The sequence below is a fragment of the Pseudomonas brassicacearum genome (assembly GCF_000585995.1).
GTDB lineage: Bacteria > Pseudomonadota > Gammaproteobacteria > Pseudomonadales > Pseudomonadaceae > Aquipseudomonas > Aquipseudomonas brassicacearum_A.
This window is the reverse complement of the sequence record NZ_CP007410.1, coordinates 3,094,061-3,105,899: the sequence shown is the minus strand read 5'-3', so window position 1 is coordinate 3,105,899 and position 11,839 is coordinate 3,094,061. Positions and strand designations below refer to the sequence as shown.

The following is an 11,839-nucleotide window of genomic DNA, read 5'->3' as shown; positions in this document are numbered from 1 at the left end:
AGCGATGGTTCAGCCACATGGATACTGGAGGTTTCCTGCTGTTGCTGTTGAAACGAAGTTAAAAATTGCCCATCGCTACAACACTGATACCGCCCCAATCGACTCCTGTGCAACCCGCTGGAAAAACCTCTGCGCCCGAACATCCTGGGTATACGCCACGTTCAACCGCAGCCAATCGCACACATCCCCCTGCGGCAGGAACGTCGAGCCCTGGGACAGTTGGACGTGCAGTTCCCGGGCAATCTGCTGCACCCGCAGCGCATCGAGCCGTCGAGGCCTGGCCCAGATGAACAGCCCTCCCGTCGGCTCGGCAAATACCTCCCAATGCGCCGGGTCCAACTGGCGAAGCGTACTCGCCATCTGCTTGTTCAGGCGCTGGCGCAAGCGTTGGATCAACTTGCGATACGACCCGTTGGCCAACAACGTCGCCACCACGTTTTCGGCCAGCAGCGAGCAACCGATGCCAGTCACCATCTTGACCTCGGCCAGGCGGTTGATGATCTCGGGCTGGGCGACCACATAACCGACGCGCAACGAACTGGACAACGTTTTGGAAAAACTCGCCAGGTAGATCACCCGGTCCAGGGCATCCAGAGTCGCCAGGCGTGACGTCGGGCCATTCTGAAAGTCGGCGTAGATGTCGTCCTCGATGATGCGAAAGTCATGGGCCGTGGCCAGTTGCAGCAAGCGGTAAGCCACGCTCGGCGCCAGGCTGGTGCCGGTGGGGTTCTGGTACATGCTGTTGATGAAGAAATACGCGGGTTTGTGCTCGCCTAGCAGTCGTTCCAGGCTGGCGATATCCGGGCCTTGGGCGGTTCGGGGTACCGCCAGGGTCTTGACCCCGTGCAGTTTCAGTAGATTGAACAGGTTGTAGTAACCGGGGCTTTCCACCAACACCAGGTCACCGGGTTTGAGGAGCGTTCGCACCAGCAGATCAAGGCCGTGGCTGGCGCCTTGGGTGGTGATGATTTGCCCCGGGTCGGCATGAATGTCGATCAGGCCCAGGCGCTTTTGGATGTGCAGGCGCAAGTGAGGGGAACCCAACGGGGTGCTGTAGTTGAACAACGCGTGGTTATCGCTGCGTACGACCTGGCGGATGGCCTGGCCCAGGTCGGTGTCGTCACGCCAGGCGTCCGGCAGCCAGCCGCAGCCCAGCTTGAGTTGCGCCGATTCATTGTCGAACAGGGACCACCTTGCAGTATCCGTTTCAATATTCGGCGCCTGCGGCTGGGATAACGGCTGCGCCACGAAAAAGCCCGATCCGTGGCGGGACTCCAGGACTCCGCTGGCCACCAGTTGGTCATAGGCCTTGATTACGCTCGACAGGCTCAGGCCATTTTCCTGGGCCAATTGACGGATCGAGGGCATGCGCGCGCCGGGGCGGATGCCATGGGAGTGTATCCAGCCCATGACGTGCGTCACCAACTGCCGGATCACGGGCTCGGCAGCGTTGCGATCAATGTTCAGGTCCACGGCACGCACTCTCGGCTAAGTGTTCTCGAATTTCGAGCGAACAGTTAAGCACAAATGGCCTCGGTCTGTTCCTTGTTTGCGCGGGGCCCGCACCTGATAGTCCTCCAGGACTTCACTCAAGCACCCCAGCTAAGGAACACCCTTGAACCCACAACATCGACATTCCTGGGGACTGGCTTTCGGCCTGTGCCTGATCACCCTGGCGGTCAACCTGCAGGCGCCGCTGTACACCACCTACGCGCAGTTGTCCGGCTACGGCGCCGGGGCCACGGCGGTGGCGTTTTCCGGTTATGTGCTGGGGGTGTTGCCGGTGCTGCTGGCCTTCGGCGGGCTGGGCGACCGGGTGGGACGCAAGCCGTTGATCCTGATCGCCCTGGGCCTGTCGATGCTGGCCACGGTGGTGACGTTGCTCTGGCCGAGCCTGGTGGCACTGGGCATGGCGCGGCTGATGATGGGGGTCGGTACGGGGCTGGCTTCGGCCACGTCGACCGCCTACATGGCCGAACTCATGGCAACCGGCGACGCCCGCTCGCCAGCCAACCGCGTCACTGCCAGCACCTCCTTGGGTTTTGGCCTGGGCGCGGCCTTGACCAGCCTTTTTCTGGCCGCTCACCACAGCGTCACGCCTGGAAGTTTCTGGTTGCAGCTGATGTTGGCCACCACGGCGATCATCGTGGTCTGGCGGCTACCGGACCCGGCGCTGAAAATCAAAACCGCACCGTTGTTGCGCTTGCCTTTGTTCCCCGCCGGTAGCCTGCCCTACAGTTTTTCCATGCTGCTGGCCTGGGCGACCTCGGGCCTGGTCATCGCCATACTGCCTTCGGTGCTGGCGACCCATGACCTGCAGCAATGGTCCGGGCTGTCGAGCTTCACCGTGATCAGCTGCGGGTTGGTCTTTCAACCCTGGGCTCGTCGCCTGCAACCGGCCCGGGCCACTGGCTTGGGGCTGTTGATCCTGCCGGTGAGCTACGCGTTGCTGGCCTGGGGCGCAAGTGTCGGCTCCCTGCTCGCCGTACTGCTTGGCGCGCTGGGCGCCAGCAGTGCGTGCTATGGCTTTCTGTACCTGGGCGGATTGTCAGCCGTCACGGCCATGGCGGGTGTGGAAAAGGCCCGGGTCAGCGCGGGATTCTTCCTGTTCGCCTATGTCGGGTTCAGCATCCCGGTGGTGGTGACCGGGTTATTGGCCGATTATTTCGGCGCGGATGTGGCGTTGATATTGTTTGGCGTGGCGCTGGCTGCCGGGGCGTGTGTCACCGGGTTTATCATCGTACGGACGCAGGCCTATGCGGCCCATCTGTCCCACGGCTGAACACAGAACCTATGGCCAACACCGCCCCCGTGGCGAGGGAGCTTGCTCCCGCTGGGGCGCGAAGCGGCCCCGATAACGACCTGACAACGCGGTGTGTCAGGCCAATCCGGGGGCTGCTGCGCAACCCAGCGGGAGCAAGCTCCCTCGCCACAAGTGCGGTCGACTTGACAACTCATAGCCGCAACGACCATCCAGGCAAAGTCGTATACCATATCCCCATCTCAGCCGAACGACCCGCCGCCGTGACTCTATCCAAGTTCAACCTGCCTGACCTGGGCAACACCCCCTCCACTTCGGAAATCATCACCCGCCATCTGCGCGATGCCATCGTCGCCGGGCATTTTGCCGAGGATGAGCCGATTCGCCAGGATGACATTGCCCGGCAGTTCAACGTCAGCAAGATTCCCGTGCGCGAAGCCCTCAAGCGCCTGGAAGCCGAGGGCCTGGTGATGTTCCAGCGCAATCGTGGGGCGATGGTCACGCGGATTTCCGAGGTGGAGCTGGCGCAGATGTTCGAAGTGCGCATGCTGCTGGAAGACAAAGTCCTGCGCCTGGCAATTCCGAACATGACCGAAGAGACGTTCGCCCGGGCCGAAGGCATCTGCCAGGAGTTCATCGGCGAAGATGACGTCGGTCGCTGGGCTGAACTCAATTGGCAACTGCATGCCTGTCTGTACGAGCCGGCACAACGGCCCTTCCTGGTGAGCTTGATCCGTTCGGTCCACGACAAACTGGAGCGTTATCTGCGCATGCAGATGAGTCTTTCGGCGGGCAAGGAACGCGCTGATCACGAGCACCGGGAAATCATCAAGGCCTGCCGCGCCGGGGATGTCGAGCGCGCGGTAGGCCTGCTGGACGAACATATCGCCGGGGTCTGCAAGACGCTGTTCGAGTTCCTGCCTTCCAGCCATTGAAACGGCCCTGTGCCGATTTCGTCATGAGCGACAGATAAATCCATCAAGCCGCCAACCCCTGGCGCGGGCCACGCTTACCGTCATTCACCTGAACGGACGTGGCCCTCCATGAAACGCATCACCGTGATCGATTCCCATACCGGCGGCGAACCGACCCGTCTGGTTACCGACGGTTTTCCTGACCTGGGCCAGGGCAGCATGGCCGAGCGCAGGCAGCGTCTGGCCGAGCAACACGATGCCTGGCGCACCGCCTGCGTGCTGGAACCTCGGGGCAGCGATGTGCTGGTGGGGGCATTGCTCTGTGAACCGGTCGACCCGAGTGCCTGTGCCGGGGTGATCTTTTTCAACAACAGCGGCTACTTGGGCATGTGCGGCCACGGCACCATCGGCCTGGTGGCGTCACTGGCCCACCTGGGCAGGATCGGCCCTGGCGTGCACAGCATCGAAACCCCGGTGGGCACGGTACAGGCGACCTTGCATGACGATCACTCCGTCAGCGTGCGCAACGTACCGGCCTACCGTTATCGCCAGGCGCTGCGCCTGGAGGTGCCCGGCATCGGCCCGGTGGTGGGCGACGTGGCCTGGGGGGGCAATTGGTTTTTCCTGATGGCCAAGCATGGCCAGCGCGTGGCGGGCGATAACCTAGACGCGCTGACCGCCTACACCTATGCCGTGCAGCAAGCCCTGGAACAGCAAGGGTTTCGCGGCGAGGACGGCGGCCTGATCGACCACATCGAGCTGTTCGCCGATGACCCTCACGCCGACAGCCGCAACTTCGTGCTCTGCCCCGGCAAGGCCTATGACCGCTCCCCTTGCGGCACCGGCACCAGCGCCAAACTCGCGTGCCTGGCCGCCGACGGCAAACTGCAACCCGGGCAGATCTGGCGCCAGGCCAGTGTCATCGGCAGCGAATTCGAAGGCTCCTATGAACGCGCGGGCGAGCGCATCGTGCCAACCATCCGTGGCCGCGCCTACATCAGCGCCGAAACCACGCTGATCATCGACGCGGATGACCCGTTCGCCTGGGGCATTCGTCCGTGAGCCAAGGCCCTGTCGCCGACGTGATCGTCATTGGTGCGGGCATCATTGGCGCGGCCTGTGCCCACGCGTTGGCCCAACGGGGCTTGAAGGTATTGGTGCTGGACGCCGGCTGGCATGGTGCCACGGCGGCCGGCATGGGCCATCTGCTGGTGCTGGATGACAACCCGGCGGAACTGGCCCTCAGTCAATACTCCTTGCAGCGCTGGCGGGAACTGGCCCCGGCCCTGCCCGAGAGCTGTGCCTGGCGCAACAACGGCACCCTGTGGCTGGCGGCCAATGCCGAGGAAATGGCAGTGGCCCACAGTAAGTACCTGAACCTGCTGGCCCATGGCGAAGCCTGTGAACTGATCGGCCACGCCACCCTGCGCCAGCGTGAACCCGAACTGCGCGAAGGCCTGGAAGGCGGGTTGCTGATCAAGGGCGACGGCATCCTGTATGCCCCGGCCGCCGCTCGCTGGATGCTGGACGCGGCCAACATTCGCCAGCAACGCGCCCGGGCCAGCGAGGTGGATGGTCACCGCGTGCGCCTTGACGACGGTCGCTGGTTGAGCGCCGAAGCGGTGGTGCTCGCCAATGGTATCCAGGCCACCGAGCTGTGCCCGGAACTGCCCATCGAACCGAAAAAAGGTCACCTGTTGATCACCGATCGCTACCCCGCCACGGTCACCCATACCCTGGTGGAGCTGGGTTATGTCACCAGCGCCCACAACGCCAGCGGCCCGTCGGTGGCCTGCAATATCCAGCCACGCCCGACCGGGCAATTGTTCATCGGCGCCTCACGGCAGTTCGGCACCCTCGACCCGCAGGTGGAAGGCTGGATGCTGGCCAAGATGCTCAAGCGCGCCGTGGACTATATGCCCGGCCTGGCGCAACTCAACGGCATCCGCGCCTGGACCGGCTTTCGCGCCGCCAGTCCGGATGGCCTGCCACTGGTGGGGCAGCACCCGCAACGCCAGGGCCTGTGGCTGGCAGTGGGTCACGAGGGCCTGGGGTCACAACGGCGCCCGCAACGGCTGACCTGCTGGTCGCGCAACTGTTCAACGAAACCTCACCGCTGGCCCCTCAGGCTTACCTGCCGCAGCGTTTCCTCGGAGAACCGGTCTATGCCTGAAGTTTTTTTGGACGGCCATCCCCTGTCAGTGGCCAACGGCACCAGCGTTGCGGCGGCATTGGCCTTGGGCGCGGACGGTAGCAGCCGCACGTCGGTCAGCGGCCAGCGCCGCGCGCCCGTATGCGGCATGGGCATCTGCCAGGAATGTCGAGTGATGATCGACGGCCATCGGCGCCTGGCCTGCCAGACGGTGTGCCGCGACGGTATGCAGGTGCAAACCCGACCATGAACGAAATCACCGACCTGCTGATCATTGGCGCCGGCCCTGCTGGCATGGCCGCCGCCTTGGCTGCGGCACCCAGCGGCGCGCGTATCGTGCTGCTGGACGACAACCCGCTGCCCGGCGGACAAATCTGGCGCGACGGCCCCCAGGCCAACCTGCCCGGCGAAGCTCGACGCCTGCGGGATCGACTGCATGCCTGCGCCAACGTACGCTGCCATGCTGGCACCCGGATTATCGCCTGCGCCACAGACAAAACCCTGTTGGTGGAAGATGCCGAGCGCGGCTGGCAGATCACCTATGACCGTTTGATTCTCTGCACCGGTGCCCGTGAATTGCTGCTGCCCTTCCCCGGCTGGACACTGCCCGGGGTGACCGGTGCGGGCGGCTTGCAGGCGCTGATCAAGGGCGGCTTGCCGGTACGCGGCGAACGGCTGGTGATCGCCGGTAGCGGGCCCTTGTTGCTGGCCAGTGCCGCCACGGCGAAGCATCATGGTGCGCAGGTATTGCGGATCGCCGAACAAGCCAGTCGGGCCAACGTGATGGGTTTCGCCACGCAATTGCCACGCTGGCCTGGCAAATTCTTTCAATCGTTCAGTTTGTTCGACCACCATTACCGCGCCGACACCCATGTGCTGGAGGCCCTGGGCCGGGAGCGCCTCGAGGGCGTGCGCTTGCTGCACCAAGGCAAGACGATTGAACTGGCCTGCGACCGCTTGGCCTGTGGCTTCGGGTTGATTCCCAATACCCAGCTCGGCCAGGTCTTGGGCTGCGCGCTCGAAGGTCGAGCACTGGCGGTTGATGCCTGGCAAGCGACCAGTCGCCGTGAACATTACGCCGCCGGTGAATGCACCGGTTTCGGCGGCAGCGAACTGGCCCTGGTGGAAGGCGCCATCGCCGGCCACGCCGCGGTCGGCCATACCGCCGCCGCTCAACGCCTATGGCCCCGCCGCGCACGCTGGCAAGGTTTCGCCCAGGCTTTGAACACCGCGTTCGCCCTCGACGCGCGACTCAAGACCCTGGCCCGCGCCGACACACTGGTCTGCCGCTGCGAAGACGTGCCGTATGGCGAACTAGCCGGCCATGAAAACTGGCGCGAAGCGAAACTGGCGAGCCGTTGCGGCATGGGCGCCTGCCAGGGCCGAGTGTGCGGTGCCGCGCTGGAACATCTGTTCGGCTGGACCACGCCCACACCACGCCCGCCCTTCAGCCCGGCACGGATCGAGACCTTGCTGGATCTGGAAGAGACACCGCCCACCTGAACCGCACCGAGACTCTACTGTGGGAGCGGGCTTGCTCGCGAAAGCGGTGGCTCAGCTTGCACCGATTTTGAATGTGCCCACGCCATCGCGAGCAAGCTCGCTCCCACATTGTTTTCTCCGGTGTCTACTCAACCGACATCCACCGCGAATACTTGTGGGAGCGAGCTTGCTCGCGATGACGGCGTGACAGACACCTCATCTTCGATTGACACTCCACTATCGCGAACACCCTCGCACCCATAAAAAGGCGATGCTGGACCATGTACCCCACGCTCACCTCCTTCGCCCCCTGCGACCTGGACACCCTGCTGTGCAGCCTGCAACCCATCGCACCGCTGCTCGACACCCTTTCGGACGTGGTGTTTTTCATCAAGGACAATCAAGCCCGCTACGCCTTCGTCAACCAGACCCTGGCCCGGCGCTGTGGCTTCAAGCACAGTGCCGAGCTGCTGGGCCTCACGGCTGAACAAGTATTCCCCGAGCGCTTTGGCCCGCTGTACACCGAACAGGATCGACGGGTGCTGGCCAGCGGCAGGGAACTGGCCGACCAACTCGAGCTGCACCTGTATTACGGCAACCAGCCGGTGTGGTGCCTGACCCACAAACTTGCCCTGTACGAACCGAGCGGCCAGATCGTCGGCCTGGCCGGCATTTCCCGCGATTTGCAATTGCCCCAATCCAGCCACCCGGCCTTTCAAAAACTGGCGGCGGTGGATGCCCATATAAAGAGCCACTTCGCCCGCCCCATCAGCCTGGCTGAACTGACCGCCATCGCCGGGTTGTCGGTGGCCCAGTTGGAGCGGCACTGCAAACGCATCTTCCAGCTCACGCCCCGGCAGATGATTCACAAGGCGCGGCTGGAAGAAGCCTCGCGATTGTTACTGGACACGGAGCTGCCCATCACAGAAATCGCTTTGCGGTGCGGTTACACCGATCACAGCGCTTTTAGCCGTCAGTTTCGCGCCTTGACCAGTCTGTCCCCCAGTCAGTATCGCGAGAATCAGCGCTGACGCTTGTTCCCTAATGGGGCGTTGGCGCCTGAGGCTGCTCCCATCTGTAACACCCTGAACCGGTATCCCCGCTGACCTGCCTGTCACGGTCTTGAATAGAAGCCTCTATATCAGCCATCTACCGCCGTTCCTCAAATGAACATCAAACAGGCACGCCGATTGCTTATCTAATATCGTATACGAAATCCTCAATACGATATTTCACCGCATTTATTCGACAGCGAGGCATATATGAAAAACCCAGCACTGGCCGTAGCCCTCAGCATTGTCCTTACCCCCTTATTCATCGCGACCGCCCACGCCGATAAGCTCGACGACATCATCAGCTCCGGCAAACTGCGTTGTGCCGTGACCCTGGACTTCCCACCCATGGGCTTTCGTGACGAAAGCAATAAACCGGTAGGCTTCGACGTGGACTACTGCCACGACCTGGCGAAGGTTCTCGGCGTGGAGGCCGAAGTGGTGGAAACGCCTTTCTCCGACCGGATCCCCGCGCTGATGTCCAGCCGCGCCGACGTCATCGTCGCCTCCACGTCCGACACTTTGGAGCGAGCCAAGACCGTCGGCCTGACCGTGCCCTACTTCGCCTTCCAGATGGTCGTGCTGACCCGCGACAACACCGGCATCAACAGCTACGCCGACCTCAAGGGCAAGGCCCTGGGTAACACCAGTAGCACCTACGAAGCCATCGCCCTGGAAAAAGACCAGAAGAGTTGGGGCAGCGGCAGCTTCCGCGCCTACCAGTCGCAGAACGACACCCTGCTGGCCGTCGCCCAGGGGCACATCGATGCGACGGTGGTGACCAACACCGTGGCGGCCGCAACCATCAAGTCGGGCAAGTACAAGGGCCTGAAGATCGCCGGTGATGCGCCCTACGTCATCGACTATGTGTCCCTCGGTGCCAAGCGCAGCGAGTATGGCCTGATCAACTACCTCAATCTGTTCGTCAACCAACAGGTGCGTACAGGCCGGTACAAGGAACTGTTCGTCAAATGGGTCGGCACCGACATCCCACCCGCCAACCTGACCGTGCCGCAGGTTTATTACTGAGGATCGGGGAATGCCAAGCACGCCTGTCCGTGTGAAAGGCCGCAGCCTGGTGGAGGGTGCCGCCCAGGGCACCCTGTTGTTCGCCGACGTGGGCCTGAGTTTCTGGGGCGGGGTCGACCCGGCCAGCGGCGAGGTCATCGACCGGCACCACCCGTTGAGCGGCGAACGCCTGGCCGGACGCGTGCTGGCGATTCCCAGCGGACGCGGCTCCTGCACCGGCAGCAGCGTATTGATGGAGCTGATCAGCAACGGTCACTCGCCCGCCGCCCTGGTGCTGGCCGAAGCCGATGAAATCCTGACCCTGGGCGTGCTGGTGGCGCAGGTGATTTTCCAACGGTCCCTGCCGGTGTTGTGCGTGGGGCACGAGGCGTTCGACAGGCTGCGCGGCCAAGGCTTTGTACGGCTCGAAGGCGACAGTCTGACCTTGTCGGGCCGGCGTCCCAACGATCACTGGCATGAAGCGAACGTTCCCTTACAACCGTCCCCGCCATCCACGATCCGCCTCACCGAACAGGACCGGGCGCTGCTCGACGGCAGCCACGGCAAGGCTGCGCAAATCGCGATGCAGATCGTCCTGCGCATGGCCGATCTCCAGGGCGCTACGCAGCTGCTGGACGTGACCCAGGCCCACATCGACGGCTGCATCTATACCGGCCCGGCCAGTCTGCGCTTTGCCGAACGACTGGTGCAGTGGGGCGCCAAGGTGCGCGTGCCCACCACCCTCAATTCCATTTCCGTGGACCAGCGCCGCTGGCGGGAACTGGGCGTCGATCCAGCCCTGGGTAAACCGGCCAGCGCCTTGGGCGAGGCTTATATGGCGATGGGCGCGCAGCTGAGTTACACCTGCGCGCCCTACCTGCTGGATACCGCGCCCAAGGCCGGCGAGCAAATCGTCTGGGCCGAATCCAACGCGGTGGTCTACGCCAACAGTGTCCTCGGCGCTCGCACCCAGAAGTACCCGGACTTCCTGGATATCTGCATTGCGCTGTGCGGGCGGGCGCCGTTAGCCGGCTGTCATCTCGACGACCAGCGCAAGGCCGGGTTGATCATCGATGTGCCGGGGCTGGGTCGGGTGGACGACAGTTTCTATCCGCTGCTGGGCTACCACATCGGCGGCCTGGCAGGCCGCCGGATCCCACTGATACGCGGCCTGGAACACGCCGCCCCGACCCTGGACGACCTCAAGGCCTTCGGCGCCGCGTTCGCCACCACCAGCGCTGCGCCGTTGTTCCACATCGCCGGGGTGACGCCGGAAGCCCTCGATCCGGAGGATGTCGTGGAGGCCGGTGTCAGCCTACCGAAGGAAACCGTCGACACCACGGGCCTGCTCGCCAGTTGGCGCGAACTGAACAACGCCCGGGACAACCACGTGGATCTGGTTTCCCTGGGTAACCCGCACTTTTCCCTCAGCGAATTCGCCGCCCTGGCAAGCCTTTGCGCAGGCCGGATCAAACACCCGGACGTGGTATTGGCGATCACCTGCGGCCGTGCGGTGCTGGAACAAGCCCGCGAGGCCGGCCACTTGAGCGCCATCGAGGCCTTCGGCGCGGTGCTGGTGACCGACACTTGCTGGTGCATGTTGGGCGAGCCGGTAATCCCGCCGCACGCCAGCACCTTGATGACCAACTCCGGCAAGTACGCCCATTACGCACCGGGCCTGGTCGGCCGCGGCGTGCACTTTGCCAGCCTCGCCGAATGCGTCGAGGCCGCGTGTAGCGCCACGGCCAGCGGCCAGCCGCCAATGTGGCTGCAATCCACCGCCCGCACGGGGAGCCCCACCCATGTTTGACTACACGTTCCAATGGCGCCCGGCCCTGCGTGCCCTGCCCGACATGCTCGCCGGGGCCTGGGTCACCTTCGAGACCGCCGCGCTGTCGATGATCTTCGGTGTGTTGATCGCCCTGGTGCTGACGGTGATGCGCCAGGCGCGCCATCCATTGCTGCGCGGCGTGGGCAATGGTTGGGTTTCCATCGCCCGCAACACGCCGTCGTTGTTCCAGATCTACATCCTCTACTTCGGCCTCGGCTCCCTCGGGCTGCACGTCAGCTCCTGGCTGGCCTTGTTGGCTGGGATCACGTTCAACAATGCCGGCTACCTGGCGGAAAACTTTCGCGGCGGCCTCAAGGCCGTGCCGAATACGCAGATGCGCGCCGCTCGCTCCCTGGGGATGAGCGCCTTCCAGGCCTACCGGATGATCATCGTCCCGCAGCTGTTGCGCATCGTGTTCTACCCGTTGACCAACCAGATGGTCTGGGCGGTATTGATGACGTCTCTGGGGGTGGTGGTCGGCCTGAACAACGACCTCACCGGCGTCACCCAGGAATACAACGTCAAGACGTTCCGCACCTTCGAATACTTCGCCCTCGCGGCGGTGCTGTATTACCTCATCGCCAAGTTGATCGTCGGGCTCGCCCGGTTGTTGTCTTGGCGCTTGTTCCGTTACTGAGT

Annotated in this window: 10 protein-coding genes and 1 pseudogene; 10 read left to right on the top strand and 1 reads right to left on the bottom strand. The window is 63.7% G+C overall.

The window, feature by feature from the left end; translation table 11 throughout:
• Positions 1–75: 75 nt before the first annotated feature.
• Positions 76–1,473: a PLP-dependent aminotransferase family protein gene (locus CD58_RS13515; protein ID WP_025213528.1), complete on the bottom strand. Its 1,398-nt coding sequence runs from the start codon at positions 1,471–1,473 to the stop codon at positions 76–78.
• 142 nt (positions 1,474–1,615) lie between these two features.
• On the opposite strand from CD58_RS13515, the gene CD58_RS13510 reads away from it, so the two are divergent.
• The 10 genes and pseudogenes from CD58_RS13510 (at position 1,616) to CD58_RS13465 (ending at position 11,837) form a co-directional block, all read left to right on the top strand.
• Positions 1,616–2,782 (top strand): MFS transporter, encoded by a 1,167-nt coding sequence (locus CD58_RS13510; protein ID WP_025213527.1) that lies wholly within the window; start codon positions 1,616–1,618, stop codon positions 2,780–2,782.
• A gap of 242 nt (positions 2,783–3,024) precedes the next feature.
• The gene (locus CD58_RS13505; RefSeq protein ID WP_025213526.1) at positions 3,025–3,696 is read left to right on the top strand and encodes a GntR family transcriptional regulator; all 672 of its coding nucleotides are present in this window, start codon (positions 3,025–3,027) and stop codon (positions 3,694–3,696) included.
• 108 nt (positions 3,697–3,804) lie between these two features.
• Positions 3,805–4,737 carry a 4-hydroxyproline epimerase gene (locus CD58_RS13500; protein WP_025213525.1) on the top strand — a complete coding sequence of 311 codons (933 nt, stop codon included), beginning with the start codon at positions 3,805–3,807 and terminating at the stop codon, positions 4,735–4,737.
• Positions 4,734–5,848, top strand: a pseudogene (locus CD58_RS13495) (NAD(P)/FAD-dependent oxidoreductase). Before CD58_RS13500 ends, CD58_RS13495 begins: the two are co-directional and overlap by 4 nt.
• Positions 5,841–6,077: a 2Fe-2S iron-sulfur cluster-binding protein gene (locus CD58_RS13490; RefSeq protein ID WP_025213524.1), complete on the top strand. Its 237-nt coding sequence runs from the start codon at positions 5,841–5,843 to the stop codon at positions 6,075–6,077. Before CD58_RS13495 ends, CD58_RS13490 begins: the two are co-directional and overlap by 8 nt.
• Positions 6,074–7,330 (top strand): NAD(P)/FAD-dependent oxidoreductase, encoded by a 1,257-nt coding sequence (locus tag CD58_RS13485; RefSeq protein WP_025213523.1) that lies wholly within the window; start codon positions 6,074–6,076, stop codon positions 7,328–7,330. Before CD58_RS13490 ends, CD58_RS13485 begins: the two co-directional genes overlap by 4 nt.
• Positions 7,331–7,590: 260 nt before the next feature.
• Positions 7,591–8,340 (top strand): AraC family transcriptional regulator, encoded by a 750-nt coding sequence (locus CD58_RS13480; protein ID WP_025213522.1) that lies wholly within the window; start codon positions 7,591–7,593, stop codon positions 8,338–8,340.
• A gap of 231 nt (positions 8,341–8,571) precedes the next feature.
• Positions 8,572–9,390: a transporter substrate-binding domain-containing protein gene (locus CD58_RS13475; RefSeq protein ID WP_025213521.1), complete on the top strand. Its 819-nt coding sequence runs from the start codon at positions 8,572–8,574 to the stop codon at positions 9,388–9,390.
• Positions 9,391–9,400: 10 nt separating this feature from the next.
• The gene (locus CD58_RS13470) at positions 9,401–11,179 is read left to right on the top strand and encodes an aconitase X (protein ID WP_025213520.1); all 1,779 of its coding nucleotides are present in this window, start codon (positions 9,401–9,403) and stop codon (positions 11,177–11,179) included.
• Positions 11,172–11,837 carry an amino acid ABC transporter permease gene (locus CD58_RS13465; RefSeq protein WP_025213519.1) on the top strand — a complete coding sequence of 222 codons (666 nt, stop codon included), beginning with the start codon at positions 11,172–11,174 and terminating at the stop codon, positions 11,835–11,837. Before CD58_RS13470 ends, CD58_RS13465 begins: the two co-directional genes overlap by 8 nt.
• Positions 11,838–11,839 lie beyond the last annotated feature (2 nt).